This window comes from Weizmannia sp. FSL W8-1119 (genome assembly GCF_038008605.1).
Lineage (GTDB): Bacteria > Bacillota > Bacilli > Bacillales > Bacillaceae_C > Weizmannia > Weizmannia coagulans.
In genome coordinates this window covers 1,561,923-1,585,736 of the sequence record NZ_JBBOZL010000001.1, presented here as the reverse complement: position 1 = coordinate 1,585,736, position 23,814 = coordinate 1,561,923, and the positions used below count along the sequence as shown (strand labels likewise).

The window sequence follows — 23,814 nt, the reverse complement described above, 5'->3', positions numbered from 1 at the left end:
AAAAAGAGGTGGCACCTTTGAAAGGAAATGTGTTTGTGATCGGGCTCGGATTAATCGGGGGGTCCATTGCCCTGACCATTAAAAAGGAACATCCGGAAGCAAGGGTCACAGGGTATGATGCCAAATTGGAAGAGATGAAAATGGCAAAAGCCCTGATGGTCGTGGATGATTACGTGGAAACGATCCAAGACGGCGTGCGTGGCGCGGATTTAATTATATTGGCCACGCCGGTGCTTGTAACGGAAAAATTGATCGGGCAGCTCGGGCAAATGGAATTGAAGGAAAATGTGATCATCACCGATACGGGCAGCACGAAAGAAAGCATCATGGCAAAGGCGCAGCGGCTCGCCGGCAACAACACCGTTTTTATCGGCGGGCATCCGATGGCCGGTTCCCATAAAAGCGGCGTTACGGCCGCCAGCCTGTCCCTGTTTGAAAATGCCTTTTATTTGCTTACGCCTTTCCATGAACAAGATCAGCGGACGGAAGAATTGAAACAGTGGCTGAAAGGAACAAAGGCAAATTTCATCACCGTTTCTCCGGAAATGCATGATGAAATGGTTGCAGTCATCAGCCATTTTCCGCATGTTATCGCAGCGTCACTTGTCCATCTTGTGAAAGACGCTGATGCGGAATATCCCCTTTTAAAAAGGCTTGCTGCCGGGGGGTTCCGTGATATTACACGGATTGCCTCCTCAAACCCGCAAATGTGGGCGGACATCTCTTGCGGCAACAGGGAAAACCTGATCAGGCTTTTGGACAGATGGGCGGAAAATCTTCAGGAAGTGAAAAAGGCGCTTGCAGACAACAAGTATGAGCTTCTGCACCGCTTTTATGCGGAAGCGAAACAATACCGCGACTGCCTTCCAATCAGTGGATCGGGCGCAATCCCGTCTTTTTACGATTTATTTGTCGATATTCCGGATGTCCCGGGGGTTGTTTCTCAAATTACCAATAAACTGGCGGAAAAAGGAATTTCTATTACGAATATACGCATTCTTGAGGCGCGGGAAGATATATACGGCGTGCTCCGGATCAGTTTTCGCTCGGAAAACGACCGTGATCTAGCCATGAATCTTTTAAAAAAAGAAACCCCGCATGAAGTCTATATCCAATAGAAGGTGGTGGCTGCAATGGAAAAATTGGCACCCGCGCAAACAGGGTTAAAAGGTACGATTAAAGTTCCGGGGGATAAATCGATTTCCCACCGGTCGGTTATGTTTGCCGCTGTCGCCAGGGGAAAAACGATTGTAAAAAATTTTCTCCCCGGCGCCGACTGTTTGAGCACCATTCATTGTTTTCAGCAAATGGGCGTGCCGATCGAACGGGATGGCACCCGGGTGGTGATTGATGGAAAAGGATGGGACGGTTTGTCGGAGCCGGAAACGGTGCTCGATACCGGAAACTCCGGCACGACGACCCGCCTGATGCTCGGTCTTCTTGCCGGCCGGCCCTTCCATTCGGTCATTGCCGGCGACGAATCGATTGCAAGGCGCCCGATGCAACGCGTCACAAAACCGCTTTGCGAAATGGGCGCGCACATTGACGGAAGAAGGGGCGGCAATTTCACCCCTCTTTCTATAAGGGGCGGGGCGCTTCGGGGAATCGAATACCAGCTGCCTGTAGCAAGCGCGCAGGTAAAATCCGCGCTCCTCTTAGCCGGCCTTCAGGCAGACGGCTCTACAATTGTGCATGAGCCGCAGCCCACCCGCGACCATACTGAACGAATGATCCGGGCATTTGGCGGCGAGGTCAGGACGGAAGGGAGAACGATTTCCGTCCGGGGTGGCGCGGTTTTCCATGGCACGGAGATCGATGTGCCCGGCGATATCTCATCCGCCGCCTTTTTTATGGCTGCTGCTTCGCTTGTGCCCGGAAGTGAAATCGTCTTGCCGGATGTCGGGCTCAATCCGACCCGTGCCGGGATCCTTGATGTTTTAAAGCAAATGGGCGCGGATATGGAAGTGGTCGAAACACATGCCCCATCTGACGGCGAGCAAACAGGCACGTTGGTGATCCGCCCGGCTGCTTTACAAGGGGTGGAAATCGGCGGCGGGCTGATTCCGCGCCTCATTGATGAAATTCCAATCATTGCCCTTCTTGCTACACAGGCGGAAGGCAGGATGGTTATAAAAGATGCCGCAGAACTGAAAGTGAAAGAGACAAACCGGATTGACACGGTTGTCCGGGAATTAAAGAAACTGGGCGCCCAAATTGAGGCGACAGCGGATGGCATGATCATTGAAGGCCCTTGTCGGCTTTCAGGCGGGACGGTGGAAAGCCACGGGGATCACAGAATCGGGATGATGCTTGCCGTTGCATCACTTGTGGCAAAGGATGCTGTCTGCCTGAAAGGGGCGGAAGCAATCGCCGTATCATACCCGCAGTTTTTTGATGATCTGAAATCCGTTCTGTAACGGCTTTAGACGCCTATTGAAAACAGACACCAGCAATCAGCCGGTGCCTGTTTTCAGGATAACAGAGAACAGGCGCCTGATCATGATGTCCGTGGAAAAGCGGGGTGCGGAAATTCAAAATCCCGTGCCCCGCTTTATTTTTGCTGTGAAAAAAAGGGATTTTCATGCACGGCGGAGAAATATTTAAACAGGAAACCCGGAAAGGCAAATGATTTGCCCTGGCCTTCAAAATTCTTTATGATTTAGCCAAGGACACCCACGGCTTTTCCTGCAGGCAAGCGGGCTCCGGGAAAAGGGCCGATTGCCATTTCACCAGGGGACCGGGGGAGCGCTTTTAGCGGCAACCGGGATTTTGGCTTTGCAAAAATCCCGCGGCTCCCGTTGCAAGAGGTTCAGCAAAAGGAAACACATCAAAGATTAAAGGAAGATTTTCATGAGCTTAATGGAACAATTGTTGGATCATTTGGAAGAAGGCCGGCTCGAGGAGGCGAAAAAAACATTTGAAGATTTTCTCGCGCTCGGCACGGACGAAGAGAAATATGCGCTTGCCGGGCAGCTTGAGGGCCTCGGTTTTCTGAATGAAGCACAGCAATTATATAAAGATTTGCTTGCGTCTTATCCGGATGACGGCGAGCTTGTGATCTTAATGGCGGAAACGCTTATTGATATGGACAAGGAAGAAGAAGCCATATTATACCTCGACCGCATTCCGGAGACGGACCCCGATTACCCGCGTGCACTGCTTTTGCTTGCGGATTTGTATCAAATGCAGGGCCTGTATGAGGTCAGCGAAAACAAACTGATGGAAGCTGCATCGCTTTTGCCGGAAGAACCTGTCATCCATTTTGCGCTTGCCGAGTTCTACACTTCCTGTGCCCGATATGCGGAAGCTTCCCGTGAATATGAGTGGCTTTTGGGCAAAGGGATCGATACATTTGCGGATACAAACATCCACGGGCGCCTTGCAGAAGTGCTGAGCGCAGCGGGCGCGTTTGAAGAGGCCTTGCACCAATATGAGCATGCCATGGAAGGCCGCTTTGAGGCGAACACATTATTTGGATATGCCTTAACCGCGTACCAGGCAGGATTTTATGAAAAAGCGATAGAGCTGTTTGAAGAATTGCGGGAAACGGATCCCGGCTACCATCCGCTTTACCTGTATCTTGGCCGTGCATATGAGCACGAACAAATGCCGGAAGAAGCGCTTGCTGCTGCTGAAAAGGGCATAAAAGAAGACGAGTATGATAAAGAACTTTATCATTTTGCTGGAAAAATGGCTACAAAAGCAGGCGATGAGGAAAAAGCGGAAAATTATTTTAAAAAAGCGCTGGAACTGGATCCCGGCTATTTGGATGCGGCCCTTTCCTACAACGAGCTGCTGCTTCAAAAGGAGCGGTACGAAGAAGTCCGTGACCGGGCCCTCAGCATGGAAAAAGAAGGGGATACCGACCCTCGGCTTTACTGGGATCTGGCCATATCGCTTAAGCATTTGGAAGAATATTCTCAGGCATTAAAGTATTATGGATATGCATATAATGATTTACAAAACGACACGGTGTTTCTGGAGGATTACGGTTATTTTCTGATTGAAGAAGGGAGAAGGAAAGAGGCTTACGGCATTTTCCAAAAGCTTTTGCGCGAAGATCCGGCAAATGATGAATGGATTGCACTTCTTGAAAGGCTTGAAGACGGAAATTAATTGCGGCCATCGTTGCCGGACTTTTTCGTAGGCGGTTTAGACGGGAAAAGGTATAATGAAGGTGTAAACCAATGTTTTATCAAAAAAGCTGCCCGCTGTAAACTCGGCCATTCAATTTGCAGAGGAGGGATTACGATGGCTCTCACCCCTGTTTCAATCAACGAGAAAAAGGAGTTTATCCGTTGGTTTTTAAATCATTACCAATTAAAAAGACGGGAGTCAGTCTGGATCTTGAATTATTTAATGAGCCACGACCAGCTGATGGAAAAAGTCCATTTCGTCGAGGAAGCGCATCTTTGCCCGCGCGGCATCATCATGTCGACGCACTGCGTGGACAATGTGCCGTTCCGCTTTTATAAAGATAATATTATGACAACGGATGCGGAAAAGTCTTTCCATGATATCCGGCTGAACCGTGAAGAAGACATTTATATCCAGCTCAATTTCAAAAAATCCCAATTATCGTACCAGTATGCGGCTGTGCTTGAAGAAAACCCGTATATGCCGAAAGATCTCCATATAAACGAGACAGACCGGCAAATGGCGGAAAAATTATTGGAGAAAAGCATGAAAGATTTTAAACGGAATAAACTGCGGGAAGAAATCGACAAAGCGCTCGATGAGAAAGATTACAGCCGTTTTGTCGAATTAAGCGGGGAGATGAAAGAACTGGACGATTAATCATTCCGGTTTCTGCCCGTGGGGAAAATGAAAGGGGTATCATTCGTGCTCTGGCGTGCAAATGACATGGAATTGTACCAACAGGAACGTTACTTTATTGACACGGCAGTCCTGCCGCTTGTCCCGGTTTCATTCGGGGACCGTATCCGGCAGCTCGCTTCCGGATATGAATGGATCCAGATGATCGCAGGCTGCCTTGAGTCACAATTTAAAGGCCGGATTGTTTTGCTGCCCGCTTTCCCATATTTGCAGCAGGCGATCCCGGATAGCGCGGGGCCTGCCATCAAGTCATGGGAAGCCGAATTGGCTGAAAGCGGGTTCCGGCATATTTTTTATTTGACCAGCGATCCCGGCTGGCAAAGGCTCCAGGCCGAACTGAACGGAAATGTGCTCTGGATGCCGGCTGTCCCGCTTGAACATATGGAACAGAAACAGCGGGATGCCATTGTGGATGAACAGGTGAAACAGCTTATCTCCACCATTGTCCGGTCATGGGGGGAAAACTGAAAAAGTTATATTAAAATATCAGTTTATTTCGAGTAGAAAGATATTTGACATAAAATAGACAATATTCATTGACCGGCAAATATCTTTGTTTTATCATAAGAGTGTATTTGCTGCATCTTGAAAATAGTATGAAACCGAGAGTTCTGTAAGGGGGGGGACAGGTTGAGCAAAAAAGATCCGGTGTCAAGGAGGCAGTTTTTGAATTACACGCTGATGGGCGTAGGCGGATTTATGGCTGCGGGTGCGCTGATGCCAATGCTCCGTTTTGCCGTCGACCCGGTGCTCGAGGCGGAAGCAGCCGGCGACTTTCATCCAACCAAATTGAAAGTTTCCGATATTAAAAGCGAACCGGTGCGTGTCGATTTTAAATACGAACAGACAGACGGCTGGTATAAATCGGATGTCACCCAGACGGCCTGGGTGTATAAAGACAGCAAAGGCGATATTGTGGCACTTTCACCGGTTTGCAAACATCTCGGCTGTACCGTGAACTGGAATACGAACAAAGCGCATCCGAATCAGTTTTTTTGCCCCTGCCACGGCGGACGGTATGAGAAAAACGGGAAAAACATACCGGGAACACCACCTTCCGCGCCTTTGGATGCATACCCTGTCAAAACAAAGGGCGGCTATCTGTATCTGGGCAAACCGCAGAAAAATCCATATGTGAAGTGAGGGGGAAGAGATGCTTAGCAAATTGTATGACTGGGTCGACGAGCGCCTTGATATTACGCCGCTTTGGCGGGATATTGCCGACCATGAAGTGCCGGAGCATGTCAACCCGGCGCACCATTTTTCCGCTTTTGTCTATTGTTTTGGGGGGCTCACTTTCTTTATAACAGCCATCCAGATTCTGTCGGGTATGTTTTTAACGATGTACTATGTCCCGGATATTAAAAATGCCTGGCACTCTGTCTATTATTTGCAGCATGATGTGGCATACGGCCAGATTGTGAGAGGAATGCACCACTGGGGGGCAAGCCTCGTCATCGTCATGATGTTTTTACATACGCTGCGGGTGTTTTTCCAGGGCGCATACAAGAAGCCGCGCGAGCTGAACTGGATTGTCGGCGTGCTCATCTTTTTCGTCATGCTCGGGCTCGGCCTCACCGGTTATTTGCTTCCGTGGGATATGAAAGCGCTTTTTGCGACAAAAGTCAGCCTGCAGATTGCGGATTCGGTGCCGTTTATCGGGCCGTATATTAAAACGCTTTTGGCCGGCCATCCGGATATTGTCGGCGCCCAGACGCTGACGCGGTTTTTTGCCATCCATGTCTTTTTCCTGCCGGCGGTGCTGATGCTGCTTTTGGCAGCCCATTTTTTGATGATCCGCAAGCAGGGAATTTCCGGACCGCTGTAATGTATAAGTATCCATAACGGACAAAAGGAGGGGGAAGGATGCATCGCGGAAAAGGAATGAGATTTGTTGGCGATTCCAGAATTAATGCGGACCGCAAACCGAATATTCCAAAGGATTACTCGGAGTATCCCGGTAAAACGGAAGCTTTTTGGCCGAACTTTTTGCTGAAAGAGTGGCTCGTCGGCGCTGTTTTTCTTGTCGGTTTTTTATGCCTCACAGCCGCGCACCCGTCGCCGCTTGAGCGGATTGCGGACCCGACGGACACAAGTTATATTCCGATGCCGGACTGGTATTTTCTATTCCTGTATGAATTATTAAAGTATACTTATTCTTCCGGCCCGTACCAGGTAATCGGGCTCGCGATCCCGGGCGTTGCTTTTCTTGCACTGCTGTTGGCGCCGTTTATTGACCGCGGCCCTAAGCGGCGGCCGCTTGACAGGCCCCTTGCAACCGGGTTTATGCTGCTCGCGGTTTGTGCGATATTCTACCTGACATGGGAAGCGGCAGCCCACCACGATTGGAAAAAAGCGAAAGAGCAGGGGAAAATCGTGAAACAGGTTTCCATTGACAAAAATGCTGAAGGCTATAAAGTATTTGCCAAGCAGACGTGTGTAACGTGCCACGGGGAAAATCTCCAGGGTAGTGCGGCAGCTCCTTCTTTGGTCGGCACAGGCTTAAGTGCGGATGAAATTGCAAAGATTGCCAAAAAAGGCAAAGGGAAAATGCCGCCTAACCAATTTAAAGGCTCGGATCAGGATTTGAAAAAACTGGCGGATTATATCGCCGGGCTAAAATCGAAATAAAAGCAAAAAAAGCCGGCAGAAGCCGGCTTTTTTCGTGCTGTCTGTTTTGTTAAAATGAATCTATCTTTTTTGAAATGGGGGAAAACGATGAATGTACCGGCATTGTATGCGGCGCTGGCAGACAGGCGTGTCCTTTGGCTGCTTTTTTTAGCCAATGCTGCAGGGACCATTTATGGTTACATTTGGTACGGGTGGCAGCTTCGCGATACGCCGCCCGCGTTTTGGCTGTTTGTCCCGGACAGCCCGACCGCAAGCCTGTTCTTTCTGTTTGTGCTGCTTGCCTTTTTATGGCGGAAACACTGGCCGTATGTGGAGGCGTTTGCAATGGTGACGCTTTTTAAATACGGGATTTGGGCGGTTGCGATGAACCTTCTCGTGCTGATCGTAAACGGCTCATTGCCATGGCAGGGATATATGCTGATGGCTTCCCATTTGGCAATGGCGATAGAGGGAATATTGTATGCGCCGTTTTACCAATTCAAATGGAAGCATCTTTTGGTTGCGGCGGTATGGGCTTTGCACAATGATATCATTGACTACGTTTTTATGCAGTTTTCCCGGTACGAAGATGTATACCGGTACATCCGTGAAATCGGCTATTTTACCTTTTGGCTGAGCATCCTGTCTGTTTTGCTTGCATACCGGTTTGCCGTGCACAAAAGGCGGCTCCGCCTCGAACTTTAAATCGCTTTTTCCGCCGGCAGAAAACAGGAATTCCCGAAACGGACGCCAGGCTGTTTTTATGGTCTACTCTTGTCCTTCCCTTCATAAGTTAGTAACAGTATGAGGGGGGACAAGGATGAGGAGAAAAGTAGTGATCCTTCTTTGTGTGTTCATGTTAAGTTTTGCCGGAAAAAGTTTTGCAAAAGGTTCGGATGATGCTTTGGCACATTTAAATGACCTAAGCGACGAGGCATTGCAGCTGGCGAAAAACGGGCAATATGCAGAAGCAAAAAATGTGCTGAATGAATTTTCGAAAACATTTTCCAGGCAATCGTTTAAAAATAAACGTTTAACGATGGATGAATTGAGAGTTTTGACCGTCACTCATGATGAAGCGGTAAAGGCGTTGACGAAAGTAAGCGCAGAGCCTGAGGAGAAAGTGGATGCCTGCACGTCATTCCGGCTCGTGGTGGATGCGATCCAATCGAAGTATCAGCCGCTCTGGACGCAGATGGAAGGGCCGGTGATGTCTTCATTTACAGAGGTGCAAAAAGCAGCCGCAACAGGGAAGCGTGAAACGTACAACGAAAAATTAAACCTGTTCCTCAAACAATATGCAGTGATCGAGCCGAGTTTAAGAGTGGATCTGCCGGTTGAAAAAATACAGCGGCTCGATTCGAAAATCGCTTATATTGACCGTTATCGGGACAAGGTGGCAGGCAGCGGGTCCGGAAAAAAGGAGCTGGAGGCGCTCCGGACAGATTTAAAGCAGCTGTTTGAAGCCATGAAGGAAGATGAAGCCGACCCCTCCCTCTGGTGGATTATGATTTCCACCGGCAGCATCATCATTCTTACTTTATCGTATGTCGGATGGAGAAAATACAAAGGGCAAAAAGAAGAGCGTCACGAGACCGATCATATGGATTGACCTTTTGACCTTATTCGGATACAATAAAAGTAAGATTACCATGGAGGGTAAGGAGGGTGGCAAATGTCGTTTTTGATTTACTATCTCATTTTGGCGATCATTCCGATCTGGGCCCAGCTGAAGGTAAAAAACACATACAGTAAGTATGAAAAGGTCGCAAATGCATCCGGCATGACAGGCGCTGAGGTGGCAAGGATGATCTTGGACGAAAATGGCTTATACCATGTGAAAGTGCTAGAACATAGCGGCTTTCTTAGCGACCATTACAATCCGATTAACAAAACCGTCAATTTGTCGACTGCCAACTACCACGGGCGTTCGATTGCGGGGGCTGCTGTTGCGGCGCACGAATGCGGACACGCCATTCAGGATAAAGTCAATTACGGGCCGCTCCGTTTCCGTCACCGCCTCGTGCCTGTGGCGAATATCGGCAGCAACGCCTCTTGGATTTTTATTTTGATCGGGATGTTCACGCATGCGACAGGCATGTTCCTGCTTGGGATTATTCTGATGGGGCTTGCCGTGTTGTTCCAGCTTGTGACATTGCCGGTTGAATTCAATGCGTCGTCACGTGCGCTTGCCCAGGTCACGTCGCTCGGCATCGTCCGCGGCGGGGAAGAAAGGGAAGCGCGCAAAGTGTTATCGGCTGCCGCGCTGACATATGTAGCTGCCGCGGCGGTTGCGGTCATTGAATTGCTGCGTTTAATCCTCATCTTTACCAACTTAAACGGCAATAACAACAATAATTGACAATACGAAAAGCTTTCCGGGGTGTATCGGCAACCCGGAAAGCTTTTTTTCGTCTTGCTGCATGTGCTGGTTTGCATTATAATGAAGAAGTTTGGTTGTTTCCAACCCGTGGTTCGAAACCATCCCACGTAAAAAAACTAAGGAGAGATGCATTTGAAACTGAAAACACTCGTCGTCAACGGGGTTGTCGCGGCACTGTATATTGCGGTGACATTTTTTATCCAGCCGCTTGCGTTTATGAACGTCCAGTTCCGTGTTTCTGAAATTTTTAACCATCTCGTTGTGTTTAACAAGAAGTATATGATCGGTATTGTGGCAGGCGTTTTTCTCTCAAACTTGTTTTTCTCGCCGATCAAGTATGATATGTTCATCGGTACAGCCCAGTCCGTCCTTGCGCTTGCGATTACCATTTTATCCACACGGTTTATAAAGGGCGTCTGGGGACAGATGATCCTTAATTCCATTGCTTTTACGGCCTCCATGTTTATTATCGCATGGGAAATGCAATGGTTTAACGGCGTGCCTTTCTTTTTCGGCTGGCTGACGGCAGGTGCCGGCGAGCTAGCCGTGATGCTGATTGGAATGCCGGTTATCTACCTGATCAACAAACGCCTGCATTTTGAAAAACAGGTTTAAAAAAGAGCTGCCGCGGCAGCTCTTTTTTAATCTTCAATCGGCTGTTTATTCTCATCAAGCGTAAAGCCTTCCCCGAGCACATCATGGACCACCATCATCGACACGAAAGCATGGGGGTCAACGGAATGGATAATGCCTTTTAAACGGGACACCTCATGTTTTCCGACGACACAGTACAGCACATCCCGGTCCTGTTTCGTGAACATGCCGTGCCCGCGAAAAACGGTAACGCCGCGGTCCATCTGCTTCATGACTTTCTCGGCAATTTCATCATGCTTGTCCGAAATGATAAAAGCGCCTCTAGCCGTATAGGCCCCTTCCTGCAGAAAATCGACAACTCGCGAGCCGACAAAAACGGCAACGAGCGTGTACATCGCTTCCCGGTAATGCAGGTAGGTGATAAGCGACAGCGTAATCACGCATGCGTCGAACATGAACATGGTCCTGCCCATTGCCACGCCTTTATATTTAAATACGAGCCTGGCAATAATATCGACGCCTCCCGATGTCCCCCCGTAGCGGAAAATAATCCCGAGCCCGATGCCGATAAATACCCCGGCAAACAGCGCCGCAAGAAACATATCATCGCGAAGCGGAATATGGAAATGTTTCTTTTCAAATATCCATAAAAAAAGAGAGGAGCCGACCGTCCCGACCAGTGTATAGTAAAACGATTTTTTTCCAAGCAGCTTCCATCCGACAAAAAATACGGGGATATTCAAAATCAGATTGGAGTAAGAGGGGTTGATGTGAAATAAATAGTAAAGCAGCAGCGTAATTCCGGTAAAACCGCCTTCCGCCAGATGGTTCTGGATATTAAAATGGACAATGCCAAAGGCAAAGATGCAAGAGCCGAGCAGGATAAAAAAGATGTTTTTCATTTTCAGCATAATCCGTATCCTCCTTCCCCGGTATATATCCGGCGTTCCCATTATAGCGAAAGCGGTACAAAAGGGCAATCAGGCAGAGAGAAAAGCAAATATATGATTTGTAAAATCTGCCGTTTTTGGCTAACATGGAAGAGGATTACAGGATTGGGGGATGAAAATGGCAGAAAACAAATCGATCCGGCAAATGCAAAAAGAAGTCGATGATTATATCAGCCAGTTTAAAGAAGGGTACTTCAGTCCGCTTGCGCTTACAGCAAGGCTGACGGAAGAACTTGGGGAGCTGGCGCGCGAAATCAATCATTATTACGGGGAAAAACCGAAAAAACCGGATGAGAAGCCGAAAACCGTAGCAGAAGAGCTCGGCGATTTGCTGTTTGTCGTCATTTGCATGGCAAATGCTTTACATATTGATTTACAGGAAGCCCATACAATGGTTTTGCAGAAATTTAACACGCGTGATAAAGACAGATGGACGCGAAAAGAGCAGGAGGAGTAATGAAACATGGATGATATTCGGATTATTGTTGCCGGGGCCCGCGGGAAAATGGGGAGCGAGGCGGTGCGGCTGATCGAGCGGACGGAACATTTTAAACTCGTTGGCGTAGTGGACAGGACTTTTGACGGCAAACTGTTCAATGATGTATCCGATTATAACGGCGAGCCGGTCCGGGTGTATACCGACCCGGAAGCATGCCTTGAAAACTGCCCGGCGGATGTATGGATTGATTTGACGGTGCCGAAAGCAGGGTTCCTCCATGCGAAAACGGCTCTCGCACATGGTGTCCGTCCGGTTGTCGGGACGACCGGGTTTACCGATGCGGAACTGGAAGAACTGAAGGCTGTTTCCGCACAAAAAGGAATCGGCTGTATCATTGCACCGAATTTTGCAATCGGGGCAGTGCTGATGATGAAATTTGCGCAAATGGCGGCGAAATATTTTCCGGATGTGGAAATCATCGAGCTGCACCATGACCGGAAAAAAGATGCCCCGTCCGGTACGAGCGTAAAAACGGCGCAAATGATCTCGGAAGCAAGAAGAAAAAAAACGCAGGGGCATCCGGATGAAAAAGAAACATTACAAGGTGCAAGGGGCGCGGATTTTGAAGGCATGCATATCCACAGCGTCCGCCTGCCCGGCCTTGTCGCCCACCAGGAAGTGCTGTTCGGCGGGGACGGCCAGCTGCTTACGATCCGTCATGACTCGATGGATCGCGCATCTTTCATGTCAGGGGTGAAAGTAGCCGTTGAAACGGTGATGAACCTCAATACATTTGTTTACGGGCTCGAAAATATTTTGGATTAACCGGAAGGAGGAAAGGAAATGGCCGGCAAGGTGGATATTCTCGCTTTCGGGGCCCATGCCGACGATGTCGAAATCGGCATGGCGGCATCCATTGCCAAATGGGCATCGATGGGGAAAAAAATTGCGATATGCGATTTGACAGAAGCGGAGCTGTCTTCGAACGGGACGGTTGAAAACCGCAAAAAAGAGGCACAAAAATCGGCAGCTTGCCTCGGGGTTAGAGAAAGAGTAACGCTGAAATTGCCGGACCGCGGCCTTTTTATGCAAGCGGACGCTATCCGCGCGATTACCGGTGTCATCCGGAAGTTTCAGCCGGATGTCGTGTTTGCGCCTTTTCATGAAGACCGCCATCCCGATCACGGTAACTGCGGCAGGCTTACAGAGGAAGCCTTTTTTTCGGCCGGCATCAGGAAATACCGTTCTGAACCGGATCTTCCTTCCCATAAACCGAAACATCTTTATTTTTATATGGTAAACGGTTTTCATCCGCCCGATTTTGTCGTCGATGTCACCAACTTTATGGACAAAAAACTTGAGAGTCTCCATGCCTATGAAAGCCAGTTTTCGATTCGGGAAAGAAGTGTCCATACCCCGCTTACGGATGGCTATATTGAAGCGGTCACTGCGCGCGAGAGGATGTTCGGGAAAGAGCTCGGGGTGAAATATGCAGAAGGGTTTTTAAGCAAAAAACCGGTTCTTGTGAATTTGGATGTGCTCGACTTATGAAAAAGTTAAAAATCGGGATTACGTGCTATCCGACCGTAGGCGGATCCGGCGTCATTGCAACGGAACTTGGCCAGCTGCTTGCCGAAAACGGCCATGAGATCCATTTTATTACCTCGAGTGTCCCGTTCCGGCTCAATAAAATGTACCCGAATATTTATACCCATCAGGTGGAAGTGAACCAGTACGCCGTCTTTCAATATCCGCCTTATGATATTGCGCTTGCCTCCAAGATCGCGGAAGTGGCGGAAAGGGAACAGCTGGATGTGCTCCATGTCCATTATGCGATTCCACACGCCATCTGCGCCATTCTCGGCAAAATGATGGCCGGTACCCGGATGAAAATCGTGACCACCCTGCACGGCACAGACATCACCGTGCTCGGGTATGACCCGTCGCTTGTCTCCGCCATCCGGTTCGGGATTGAACAGTCGGATGCAGTGACGGCGGTTTCCGATGCACTTGTCCGGCAAACGTATGATTTGATCCGGCCGCAGAAAAACATTTCGACGGTTTATAATTTTGTCGATGAACGCGTATACCAGAAAATGGAGGCAGGCCATTTAAAACAGGATTACGGCATTTCGGAAAAGGAAAAAGTGCTGATTCACGTTTCCAATTTCCGGGCGGTAAAGCGCGTGCCCGATGTCGTCAAGGCTTTTGCGAAAGTGCGGGCACAAATGCCGGCAAAACTGCTCCTTGTCGGCGACGGGCCGGAAATGACCGTCGTCTCCCGGCTCGTTGCCCAATGCGGTATTGAAAAAGATGTCTTGTTTTTAGGAAAGCAGGACCGGCTCGAGGAGCTGTACGCAATCAGCGATTTGATGTTGCTTTTATCGGAAAAGGAAAGTTTCGGCCTTGTTGCGCTTGAAGCGATGGCGTGCGGCGTCCCGTGCATTGGCACCCGGGTCGGCGGGATTCCGGAAGTGATAACAGACGGGATGAACGGCTATTTGTGCGGGCTGGGCGATGTTGAAGCCGTTGCCGGAAAAGCCATCCGGCTGCTTGAGGATCCGGGCCTTTATGCTGCGTTTTCGAAAGCGTGCGAAAAGACGGTAAAAGATAAATTTTATTCCCGCAACATTTTGAAACAATATGAACAAATATATGAACAAACGGTAAATGAGGTTGATGGACATGCTCCCGCCATTTCAGACGGCGCTTCCCATTATCCGGACGCTTGAAGATGCAGGGTTCAAAGCTTTTTTTGTCGGGGGATCGATCCGCGACAGCCTGCTTGGGCGGCCGGTGCACGATGTCGATATTGCCACCTCGGCGAAACCGGAAGAGGTAAAGGCACTTTTTACACATACTGTCGACATCGGCATTGAACATGGAACAGTGCTTGTATTGTATAAAGGAAACCAGTATGAGATCACGACGTTCCGGACCGAGTCGGTATATAAAGATTACCGGCGCCCGGAATCGGTTGAATATGTGGACTCATTGCTTGAAGATTTAAAACGGCGCGACTTCACGATGAATGCGATGGCGATGGATAAAAACGGGAAACTGATTGATCCGTTTGCAGGCAGTGAAGCCATCCGGATGAAGCGGATTGAAACGGTCGGATCCCCTGAAGAAAGATTCCGGGAAGACGCGCTTCGGATGATGCGGGCCGCCCGGTTTACGAGTCAGCTCGGTTTTTGGATTGAAGACGGGACGAAACAGGCCATCAAGCGCCATGCACCGCTTATCCGGCATATTGCCGTTGAGCGGATTACCCAGGAATTTATCAAATTGCTGGAAGGAGAGCATCCGTATGAAGCGTTGCAACTGCTTCAAGAAACCGGGCTGCTCGGGTTTCTGCCCGGTCTTTGCGGCAGGGAAGCGCAGCTTTTTTCTGCCCTGCACCCGGTGTTAAACGAATTGTCAGAACAACAGCTTTGGGTGTACCTTGTTGCCGCCGCAAACCCGGAAGATGCCAACGCTTTTTTGCGAAAATGGAAACTGCCGAATGAAAAACGGAAAGCCATCGTGCGTACGCTCGGCTTTTTCAGGATGCGCGCCGGGCGAAAGTGGGATCCGCTTATGCTCTATGATGCCGGCGAGCAAACGGCAGTGGATGCTGAAGCGGTTTTCTGCGCTTTTCGCCGCGAAAACCCGGCGCCCCGCATTGCCGCCCTCCGGCAGGCTTTCCGGGAATTGCCAGTGAAAAACCGCAGCGAGTTGGCCATCGACGGAAAAAAGCTGATGGCGCTTTTTTCGAAAAAAGGCGGCCCGTGGCTGAAAGAAATGCTTCGTGAGATTGAAAAAGCGCTGATAAACGGCGAAATCGAAAACCAATATGAGGCAATCCGGAGGTGGGTTTTGTGCAAATATCCACAAGAGAAAAAATAATAGAACTGCTGACGGAAGCAGGGGACGGCTTCGTATCGGGAGAAACGCTGGCGAAAAAACTGAACTGCTCGCGGGCGGCAGTTTGGAAGCATATGGAAGAGCTGCGCAAAGAAGGTTTTGAATTGGAAGCGGTCCGGAAAAAAGGGTACCGTGTTAAAGCAACGGGCGATAAAGTGACGGAAAATGAAATCCGGTACGGGCTCGGGACAAAACGGCTTGCAAGAAACATCCATTACCGGGAAACGATCGATTCGACCCAGCGGCTCGCGCACCAGCTCGTACAAAGAGGCTGCCCCGACGGCACGCTTGTTATCGCTGAGCAGCAAACGGGGGGAAGGGGCAGGCTCAGGCGGTCCTGGTACTCCCCTAAATATACCGGTATCTGGATGAGCATTGTCCTGCGGCCGGATCTTCCGCCGCAAATGGCGCCCCCGTTTACGCTCATTGCCGCCGTTGCTGTTGCGCAGGCAATCGAAGAAACGGCAGGGATTGTGCCGGAGATCAAGTGGCCGAATGACCTGTTAATCGGCGAAAAAAAATGCGCAGGGATCCTGACAGAGCTTGAAGCGGACACAGACCGGATCCAGGCCGTGATTACAGGGATCGGGATCAATGTAAACGAAACCGATTTCCCGGAAGCCTTAAAACCGATCGCAACATCCCTTTCCCTTGCCTCGGGCAAAAAGGTAAAACGCGCGCTGCTCGTCCAGCGCATCCTTGAAAAATTGGAAAAATACGAGGAAATTTATCTCAGGGACGGCTTTGCGCCGCTTAAAATTTTATGGGAAAGCTATGCCAATGTGGCAGGGAAAAAAATCACGGCGCATACGTTAAAAGGGGATATTTCAGGGCGTGCGGTCGGCATCACGGATGACGGCGTGCTCCAGCTCGAAGGGGAAGACGGGCAGATGCATGCCATTTATTCCGCAGATATTGAAATCGAACGTTAAAAAATTGACAAAATTTTTGGCCGGATATAGCGCAATCCGGCCATTCCTGTTATAATCAACTTGGGTAGTATCTATTTCGGAACTATACCATTTCAGCTTTTTATACAAAATAGATTCTGCCTTGATCCTTAAACGGACGGGGACAGAGGGCCAAAATGAACAATTGAAAAAACAGGGAGCCCGTCTGTCCAGTGATGGGCTCCTTTTTCCAATTGTTTGTTTCCTCTGCACCGGTCAATCCATGACAGGTGAGGAGTGTTGGAAAATGAAACAAACGACGGATTTTGTGAAGATGAAGGCGCAAGAAGAAAAAATTGCAATGGTGACCGCCTACGATTACCCTTCTGCAAAGCTTGCAGAAGAAGCGGGCGTCGACATGATTCTTGTCGGCGATTCGCTCGGCATGGTCGTGCTCGGCTATGATTCGACCATTCCGGTGACCGTGGCGGATATGGTCCACCATACGAAAGCGGTCAAGCGCGGGGCGAAAAACACCTTTGTCGTCACCGACTTGCCGTTTATGTCGTACCATTTGAGCCGTGAAGAAACATTAAAAAACGGCGCCCGCATTATTCAGGACGGCGGGGCCCATGCCGTAAAACTGGAAGGCGGGAAAGAAGTTGCGGCTCACATTGAAGCGCTTACGGAATCGGGCATCCCGGTGATGGCTCATATCGGGCTGACGCCGCAAAAGGTCGGGATTTTCGGCGGCTATAAAGTCCAGGGAAAAACAGCGGAAGCCGCCAAAAAGCTGCTGGAAGATGCGAAAGCGTGCGAGGAGGCCGGCGCTTTCGCCGTCGTCCTGGAATGCGTCCCGCGGCAGCTTTCGGAAGAAGTGACATCCGCCCTTTCCATTCCAACCATCGGAATCGGGGCCGGGCTTGGCGTAGACGGGCAGGTGCTTGTATTCCATGACCTGGTGAAATACGGAAGCGAAAAAGTGGCAAAATTTGTGAAGCAATTTGCCGATGCGGATGCCGTGATGCACAGCGGGCTCCGCCAATATGTACAGGAAGTAAAAAACCGGGCGTTCCCTGAAGAAAAGCATACGTACACGATGAAAGAAGAAGAGCTGGCAACACTGTACGGGGGGCGTGCAAAATGAAAACCGCACAGGCGATGAGCGTTGCAGAAACGAAGCGGGAAATCCGGACGCTTGTATCCCGGTATAAAAAAGAAGGCAAGTCGATCGGGTTTGTCCCGACGATGGGCTATTTGCATGAAGGCCATCTCGCCTTGGCAAAGCAGGCAAGAAAAGAAAACGATATTGTCATCATGAGCATTTTTGTAAACCCGCTCCAGTTCGGGCCAAATGAAGATTTCGACCGGTATCCGCGCGATGCAAAAGGGGACCGGCATAAAGCGGAAGCAGCCGGCGTTGATGTATTGTTTATCCCGTCTGTTAAAGAAATGTATCCGCGCGCTTTATCGGTTCAAATAAAAGTGACAAAGGGGACGGATGTCCTTTGCGGAAGAAAGCGGCCGGGCCATTTTGACGGCGTGGCGGTAGTCCTTTCAAAACTGTTTCACCTCGTCCAGCCGGACCGCGCTTATTTCGGGCTGAAAGATGCCCAGCAGGCGGCCGTTGTTGAAAATCTTGTCCGCGATCTGGATTTTCCGGTTGACATTGTCCCATGCCCGATTGTGCGCGAACCGGACGGCCTTGCAAAAAGTTCGAGAAACGTCTATTTATCGGAGGCGGAGCGGAAAGAAGCGCCCGAAATATACAAAAGTTTGCAATTGGCAAACAAAGCGGTTGAACAGGGAGAGAGAAACCCGGAAAAAGTGATTTCCCTTGTGAAAGCGCATCTTTCCGCGCATCTGTCCGGGAAAATCGATTACGTGGAATTGTATTCTTATCCTGAACTCGAACCGGTCCAGTCCATAAACGGGCGCTGTATCCTCGCAGTCGCCGTCCAATTTGAAAAAGCGCGGCTCATCGACAATATCATTTTTGCAGGATAAACAACAAGAATAGGGAGGGATTGCTTTGCTACGGACTGTGATGAACGGAAAAATCCACCGGGCAACCGTAACGGAAGCGAATTTAAACTATGTCGGAAGCATCACGATTGATGCGGATTTGCTGGATGCTGCGGGAATGGCGCCCAATGAGAAAGTGCAAATTGTGAACAATTACAACGGGGCGCGATTTGAAACGTACATTATCCCGGGTGAAAGGGGATCCGGTGTCATCTGCCTGAACGGCGCGGCCGCCCGGCTTGCACAACCCGGTGACATTGTGATTATCATTTCGTACGCCCTTTTGACGGAAGAAGAAATGAAAAACCACCATCCGAAAATTGTCCTGCTTGATGCAAAAAACCGGATTGAAAAAATGTTATCGGAAGAACCGGCTTCCACGATTCTGTAGGGGGAAAACCGCACCTGCTTTTTCGGGCAGGGCGGTTTTTCAATTTCTGCAGCCTGGTTGTGGCGAATGATCGATTTTATGTTAAAATAGTACAATATGGAAGAAACGGGGCAATTATTTTTAGTCAGGTGATGTTATGCAGCGCTATGTAGTCGTAGATCTTGAAACAACAGGAAATTCAGCAAAAAAAGGCGATCGCATCATCCAGTTTTCCGCTGTTGTGGTTGAAGGCCGGGAGATCAAAACGCAATTTACAAGCTTCGTCAATCCCGAAAAGCCGGTACCGCCGTTTATTTCGGAATTGACCGGGATCGATAACGGCATGCTTGAAGAAGCACCGGTATTTTCGGAGATCGCCCCGCGCATCATGGAAATTTTGGAAGGCAGCATATTTGTCGCCCACAATGTGCTGTTTGACCTACCGTTTTTGCAGCAGGAATTAAAGGCTGCGGGGTTTCCGCCGTTTCGCGGGCCGAGCCTTGACACCGTTGAATTTTCGAGAATTGCATTTCCAACTTTAAACAGTTATAAACTGGGGGATCTGGCCGATTCTTTGTCCCTTTATCATGAACGGCCGCACCGGGCGGACAGTGATGCTTTTGTTACGGCAAAGCTGCTTCTTGCCTGCATGGAAAAGTGTGCGTCCCTTCCTGTCGTCACACTTGAACAACTCGTGCCGCTTTCTTATTCCTTGAAAAGCGACCTTGCCGGCATTTTGGAGGATATACTGGAAGAGAAACGGCGGTATATCGAGCATTTGCCGCCGGATATGGAAGTATACCGGGGCATCGCATTAAAACGGAAAAGCCTGCCTGCGGATGACGGCCCGCGCGAGATTGGCCGTTATCCGCAGGATGCGGCTGAAAAAGAATCCTGGTTTGCGGCTTCAGGCGCCGGGATGGAAGCGCGCCCCGCCCAATTTGAAATGATGGACCATGTCCGGGAAGCTTTTTCTGCTGAGGAGCATGTCGCATTGGAAGCAGGCACGGGCATCGGCAAATCCCTTGCCTATCTTGTGCCGGCCGCTTTCCAAGCGATTTCGGAACAAAAACCGGTGTTAATCAGCACGTATACGGTTGCGCTTGAGCACCAGCTTTTAAATAAGGAAATCAAAAGGCTTGAACAGATGCTGAAAACCCCGGTCAGGACCGTGTTGCTAAAGGGGAGAAGCCATTACCTGCATTTGTTTAAGTTTGAACAGTCGTTAAAAGAACCGGACCGGCAGTACGACGCCGTATTTGCCAAAATGCAAATCCTGGTCTGGCTTACCGGAACAGAAAGCGGCGATCTTGACGAGCTTCATTTATCCGGCGGCGGAAAACATTTTTGGCAGCGGATTAAACAGGACGGCTGGCATACGGATAAAAAAGATCCGTGGAAATCGCGGGATTTTTATCTTTACGCCAAAGCCTGCGCAGCCTCTGCTGACATCGCCATCACGAACCATGCGATGCTGTGCGCGGAACTTGAAAGGGACCAGTCGGTGTTTGACGGATTTCAATACGTCATCATTGATGAAGCCCACCGCCTTGAACAAGCGGCCCGGGAAACGATCGGGAAACGCGCAAGTTACAACCAAATGAAATATATGATGGCAAGGCTCGGCCTGTATGAGCAAAAACAGCTGTTTTACAAATTGGAAAAAATGATGGAAAAATACGGGCTAAAAGCCGGGCTGCATGCTTTTGAATGCGATGCAATCCTTCAGGGGCTTGATGCCGAGCTCGATGATTTATTCAGCATGCTCGCCCAAAAAGTGATGCGCGCGAAGCGGGAAACAAACGGTTACCAGAAAATCAAATTAAGAATTAAAAAAGAAAACTGGAAACAAAAAGCATGGCAGGCGGTCCTGCTCTGTACGGAACGGGTCAGGGCGTCCATGAAAGAGATTTCGCAGGCATTGGAAGAAAGGCTTTCGCAGTTGCTTTCCGAAAAACAGATGAAAGAACAGACACTCGCTTTTATCGAAGAAATGTACAGCTTTTTGGAAGATTGGCGCCTTTTGCGCGAGAACCTGGCCGTTTTCGCCGGCCAAAACGGCGGGGATGAAAATGTCGTCTGGGTGGAAGGAGATTTGCGCGCCCTCCCGAACAGCCTTGTCATCTATTGCCAGCCGGTGCATGCCGGAGAAACGTTGCAAAAAGCTTTTTTTTCGCAAAAAAAGAGTGTCGTGCTTACTTCCGCGACATTGACCGTTGGCGGAAGCTTCCGCTATTTTCTGGGCGAGACGGGGCTTTCGCACACCACAAAAACGGTCCGCATTCCGTCGCCTTTCCGCTTTGACAGGCAGGTGCAGTTTATTATCCCGAACGACCTTCCTGATATCGGATCCGCCAGTATGGAAGACTTTGCGGAAAAAATGGCAGGTTATCTGCTTGCCGTTGCGGAGGCCACAAAGGGCAGGATGATGATTTTATTTACATCCTTTGATTTGTTGAAAAAGGTGTACCAGCTGATGAAAGAAAGCGGAATGCTTGAAGATTATATGCTCATCGCCCAGGGCATATCAAGCGGCAGCCGGTCGAGGTTAACGAAAAGCTTTCAAAAATTTGACAAAGCGATCCTTCTCGGTTTAAGCAGTTTTTGGGAAGGGGTTGACATCCCTGGCGATGACCTTTCCTGCCTCGTGATGGCCCGCCTCCCGTTTTTGCCCCCGGATGAGCCGGTTATAGAAGCAAAGTCCGATTATTTCAGGGCAAAAGGGAAAAATCCGTTTTCCGCTTATGCGTTGCCCGAAGCCGTGCTCAGGTTCAAACAAGGGTTTGGCAGGCTTATCCGGACGCGCCATGACCGCGGCATTTTTCTTGTCCTGGACAGGAGGATTGAAACGGCCACATACGGGCCGGCGTTCATAAAATCGCTGCCGCCGGTCCGCATCAGGCACCTGGATCTGAACGGGACGCTTGAGGCCATTGAAAGCTGGCTGTAAAAAAAGTGCTGCGACAATGCAGCACAAAACAGGGTGGACCGGAAAAATGATCAAATGCATCATTTTTTCATTCATTTTTGCTGTATAATGATGAAGGAAATGATTCTAAGCTTAGGATGGCCTGCATGGGAACTGATATGAATGACAATATCTGCTTAAAAGGATTTACGCCATGGAAAATGAGGGTTCGGAATGAAAAAAGCACTGATCTCAATTTGCATTTTGGTCATCGCGATAGCCGGATTTGCGGCAGAGACTTATTGGAAAGCACGGAAACCGTATGATGAAGCATACAACAAAGCGGCCGCTGTTGCCAAAAGCAAAGCCGGCATCCGGGCTGCCGATGCATTTTATCTTTACAATGGCAAGAGCACCTATTATGTTGTCGTGGGGAAAGGCAAAGGCGGGAAGAAAAAAGCGGTTTGGATCCCTGAAAAGAAACCGGAACGCGTGACCGTCCTAGACTTGAATACCGGCATCTCAAAACAGGCTGCAGTGAAACAAGTGGTGCAAAAAAGGCGGCCAGATAAAATTTTATCTGTGCGGCTCGGCATGGAAAGCCAGATTCCCATTTGGGAAGTTGCTTATATAAAAGGAAACAGCCTCGGCTATGATGAGGTTCCTTTTTTAAAAAAATCCAATTGATCCGTTTGGAGAGGTGAATCGTATGAAACTGGCATCAAGGGTAAGTGCATTAACGCCGTCATCCACGTTGGCAATTACGGCAAAGGCAAAAGCAATGAAGGCGCAAGGCATCGATGTGATCGGCCTTGGCGCAGGAGAACCTGATTTCAATACACCGAAGGAGATCATTGAAGCCGCGTACCAGTCGATGCTGGACGGCCAGACGAAGTATACCCCGGCCGGCGGAATGGCATCGCTGAAAGAGGCCGTCATTGAAAAATTCCAAAAAGACCAGGGGCTTGGCTTTAAAGCAAATGAAATCATCATCACCAACGGGGCAAAACACGCCTTGTATACATTGTTTCAGGTGCTGCTCGACCAGGGCGATGAAGTGATCATCCCGTCTCCTTACTGGGTAAGCTATCCCGAGCAGGTAAAGCTTGCGGAAGGCGTCCCGGTCTTTGTAGAAGGCAAAGAAGAAAACCAGTATAAAATAACGCCGGAGCAGCTGGAAAAAGCCGTATCACCACGGACAAAAGCGTTTGTACTCAACTCTCCCGGCAATCCGACCGGCATGATGTATACAAGGGAAGAACTTGAAAAACTCGGCGAAGTCTGCCTGAAACACGATATTTTGATCGTGTCGGACGAAATTTACGAAAAATTGGTGTACGGCGGCAGCCGGCATGTCTCGATCGCCACCATTTCACCGGAACTGAAAGCACAGACGGTGATCATTAACGGCGTCTCAAAATCCCATTCCATGACCGGCTGGCGGATCGGCTATGCGGCCGGGAACGGGGAAATCATTAAAGCGATGACAAATCTTGCCAGCCATTCGACTTCCAATCCGGCAACGCCTTCCCAGTTCGCGGCACTCGCCGCATACAGCGGGGACCAGCGCACCGTGGAAGAGATGCGCCAGGCTTTCGAGGCACGGCTCAATGCAGTTTTTAACCGGCTGGTTGAAATTGACGGGATTACCTGCATCAAACCGCAAGGCGCTTTTTATTTATTCCCGAATGTGAAGAAAGCCGCAAAGCTGACCGGTTTTCAAACGGTTGACGCATTTGCGGAGGCTTTGCTCGAGGAAGCGCGCGTTGCCGTTGTCCCGGGTTCAGGCTTCGGCGCGGAAAACAATATCCGGCTTTCTTATGCCACTTCTTTGGAAAATCTCGAAGAAGCGCTCAAGCGGATCAAACAGTTCGTGGAAACACGGAAAAAAGCATGAACCTTT

At 49.6% G+C, this 23,814-nt stretch carries 25 protein-coding genes and 1 riboswitch; of the genes, 24 read left to right on the top strand and 1 reads right to left on the bottom strand.

Translation table 11 applies throughout. The annotated features are described in order from the left end of the window. Positions 1-17 precede the first annotated feature (17 nt). From NSQ19_RS07670 to NSQ19_RS07615, 12 genes are all read left to right on the top strand, one after another. A complete protein-coding gene (locus NSQ19_RS07670) occupies positions 18-1,118 on the top strand; it encodes a prephenate dehydrogenase (protein WP_013859502.1) in 1,101 nt (366 codons plus the stop codon). A 15-nt stretch (positions 1,119-1,133) separates the two neighbouring features. Beyond that, positions 1,134-2,417, top strand: a complete 1,284-nt coding sequence (aroA, locus tag NSQ19_RS07665) for a 3-phosphoshikimate 1-carboxyvinyltransferase (RefSeq protein ID WP_340702669.1) — start codon at positions 1,134-1,136, stop codon at positions 2,415-2,417. 433 nt (positions 2,418-2,850) lie between these two features. Then, positions 2,851-4,116 carry a tetratricopeptide repeat protein gene (locus tag NSQ19_RS07660; RefSeq protein ID WP_017552409.1) on the top strand — a complete coding sequence of 422 codons (1,266 nt, stop codon included), beginning with the start codon at positions 2,851-2,853 and terminating at the stop codon, positions 4,114-4,116. Positions 4,117-4,251: 135 nt separating this feature from the next. Further along, positions 4,252-4,797, top strand: a complete 546-nt coding sequence (locus NSQ19_RS07655; protein ID WP_019720942.1) for a ReoY family proteolytic degradation factor — start codon at positions 4,252-4,254, stop codon at positions 4,795-4,797. Between the two features lie 45 nt (positions 4,798-4,842). Beyond that, the gene (locus NSQ19_RS07650) at positions 4,843-5,304 is read left to right on the top strand and encodes a YpiF family protein (protein WP_017552407.1); all 462 of its coding nucleotides are present in this window, start codon (positions 4,843-4,845) and stop codon (positions 5,302-5,304) included. Positions 5,305-5,466: 162 nt separating this feature from the next. Further along, positions 5,467-5,979 (top strand): QcrA and Rieske domain-containing protein, encoded by a 513-nt coding sequence (locus NSQ19_RS07645; RefSeq protein ID WP_013859496.1) that lies wholly within the window; start codon positions 5,467-5,469, stop codon positions 5,977-5,979. A gap of 10 nt (positions 5,980-5,989) precedes the next feature. Further along, positions 5,990-6,664 carry a menaquinol-cytochrome c reductase cytochrome b subunit gene (qcrB, locus tag NSQ19_RS07640; RefSeq protein ID WP_013859495.1) on the top strand — a complete coding sequence of 225 codons (675 nt, stop codon included), beginning with the start codon at positions 5,990-5,992 and terminating at the stop codon, positions 6,662-6,664. Between the two features lie 38 nt (positions 6,665-6,702). Next, entirely contained in the window at positions 6,703-7,467 is a 765-nt protein-coding gene (locus NSQ19_RS07635) for a menaquinol-cytochrome c reductase cytochrome b/c subunit (protein WP_013859494.1), read from the top strand. An 87-nt stretch (positions 7,468-7,554) separates the two neighbouring features. Next, entirely contained in the window at positions 7,555-8,151 is a 597-nt protein-coding gene (locus tag NSQ19_RS07630) for a DUF1405 domain-containing protein (RefSeq protein WP_340702668.1), read from the top strand. 115 nt (positions 8,152-8,266) lie between these two features. Continuing rightward, a complete protein-coding gene (gene ypjB, locus NSQ19_RS07625; protein WP_014098173.1) occupies positions 8,267-9,058 on the top strand; it encodes a sporulation protein YpjB in 792 nt (263 codons plus the stop codon). A 63-nt stretch (positions 9,059-9,121) separates the two neighbouring features. Beyond that, entirely contained in the window at positions 9,122-9,808 is a 687-nt protein-coding gene (locus tag NSQ19_RS07620) for a zinc metallopeptidase (RefSeq protein WP_013859491.1), read from the top strand. A gap of 102 nt (positions 9,809-9,910) precedes the next feature. After that, positions 9,911-9,955, top strand: a riboswitch (PreQ1 riboswitch). A 6-nt stretch (positions 9,956-9,961) separates the two neighbouring features. Continuing rightward, positions 9,962-10,444, top strand: coding sequence for a QueT transporter family protein (locus tag NSQ19_RS07615; protein ID WP_340702667.1), 483 nt, complete (start codon positions 9,962-9,964; stop codon positions 10,442-10,444). Positions 10,445-10,470: 26 nt separating this feature from the next. On the opposite strand, the gene NSQ19_RS07610 is transcribed toward NSQ19_RS07615, so the two are convergent. Then, positions 10,471-11,334, bottom strand: coding sequence for a YitT family protein (locus tag NSQ19_RS07610; RefSeq protein ID WP_013859489.1), 864 nt, complete (start codon positions 11,332-11,334; stop codon positions 10,471-10,473). A 151-nt stretch (positions 11,335-11,485) separates the two neighbouring features. Here NSQ19_RS07610 and NSQ19_RS07605 point away from each other — a divergent pair, with 151 nt between their 5' ends. From NSQ19_RS07605 to NSQ19_RS07550, 12 genes are all read left to right on the top strand, one after another. Further along, positions 11,486-11,830, top strand: coding sequence for a nucleotide pyrophosphohydrolase (locus NSQ19_RS07605; RefSeq protein WP_017553048.1), 345 nt, complete (start codon positions 11,486-11,488; stop codon positions 11,828-11,830). Positions 11,831-11,836: 6 nt separating this feature from the next. After that, positions 11,837-12,637, top strand: coding sequence for a 4-hydroxy-tetrahydrodipicolinate reductase (gene dapB / locus NSQ19_RS07600; RefSeq protein ID WP_013859487.1), 801 nt, complete (start codon positions 11,837-11,839; stop codon positions 12,635-12,637). A gap of 18 nt (positions 12,638-12,655) precedes the next feature. After that, on the top strand, positions 12,656-13,363 hold the full coding sequence (gene bshB1 / locus NSQ19_RS07595) for a bacillithiol biosynthesis deacetylase BshB1 (RefSeq protein WP_013859486.1): 708 nt from the start codon (positions 12,656-12,658) through the stop codon (positions 13,361-13,363). After that, complete coding sequence (gene bshA, locus NSQ19_RS07590; protein ID WP_340702666.1) at positions 13,360-14,544, top strand: N-acetyl-alpha-D-glucosaminyl L-malate synthase BshA; 1,185 nt, start codon at positions 13,360-13,362, stop codon at positions 14,542-14,544. The genes bshB1 and bshA overlap by 4 nt, the downstream gene beginning before the upstream one ends. Continuing rightward, positions 14,498-15,700 carry a CCA tRNA nucleotidyltransferase gene (locus NSQ19_RS07585; RefSeq protein WP_061566815.1) on the top strand — a complete coding sequence of 401 codons (1,203 nt, stop codon included), beginning with the start codon at positions 14,498-14,500 and terminating at the stop codon, positions 15,698-15,700. Before bshA ends, NSQ19_RS07585 begins: the two co-directional genes overlap by 47 nt. Continuing rightward, positions 15,673-16,650, top strand: a complete 978-nt coding sequence (locus NSQ19_RS07580) for a biotin--[acetyl-CoA-carboxylase] ligase (RefSeq protein ID WP_340702665.1) — start codon at positions 15,673-15,675, stop codon at positions 16,648-16,650. The genes NSQ19_RS07585 and NSQ19_RS07580 overlap by 28 nt, the downstream gene beginning before the upstream one ends. Positions 16,651-16,915: 265 nt before the next feature. Then, positions 16,916-17,755, top strand: a complete 840-nt coding sequence (gene panB / locus NSQ19_RS07575; protein WP_017553045.1) for a 3-methyl-2-oxobutanoate hydroxymethyltransferase — start codon at positions 16,916-16,918, stop codon at positions 17,753-17,755. Positions 17,756-17,769: 14 nt separating this feature from the next. After that, positions 17,770-18,615 (top strand): pantoate--beta-alanine ligase, encoded by an 846-nt coding sequence (gene panC / locus NSQ19_RS07570; protein WP_340703176.1) that lies wholly within the window; start codon positions 17,770-17,772, stop codon positions 18,613-18,615. A gap of 25 nt (positions 18,616-18,640) precedes the next feature. Continuing rightward, positions 18,641-19,024: an aspartate 1-decarboxylase gene (gene panD, locus NSQ19_RS07565; RefSeq protein ID WP_014098184.1), complete on the top strand. Its 384-nt coding sequence runs from the start codon at positions 18,641-18,643 to the stop codon at positions 19,022-19,024. Positions 19,025-19,160: 136 nt separating this feature from the next. Then, positions 19,161-21,953 (top strand): ATP-dependent DNA helicase DinG, encoded by a 2,793-nt coding sequence (gene dinG, locus NSQ19_RS07560; protein ID WP_340702664.1) that lies wholly within the window; start codon positions 19,161-19,163, stop codon positions 21,951-21,953. A 192-nt stretch (positions 21,954-22,145) separates the two neighbouring features. After that, positions 22,146-22,598, top strand: a complete 453-nt coding sequence (locus NSQ19_RS07555; RefSeq protein WP_340702663.1) for a cell wall elongation regulator TseB-like domain-containing protein — start codon at positions 22,146-22,148, stop codon at positions 22,596-22,598. 22 nt (positions 22,599-22,620) lie between these two features. Continuing rightward, entirely contained in the window at positions 22,621-23,808 is a 1,188-nt protein-coding gene (locus NSQ19_RS07550) for a pyridoxal phosphate-dependent aminotransferase (RefSeq protein WP_340702662.1), read from the top strand. Positions 23,809-23,814 lie beyond the last annotated feature (6 nt).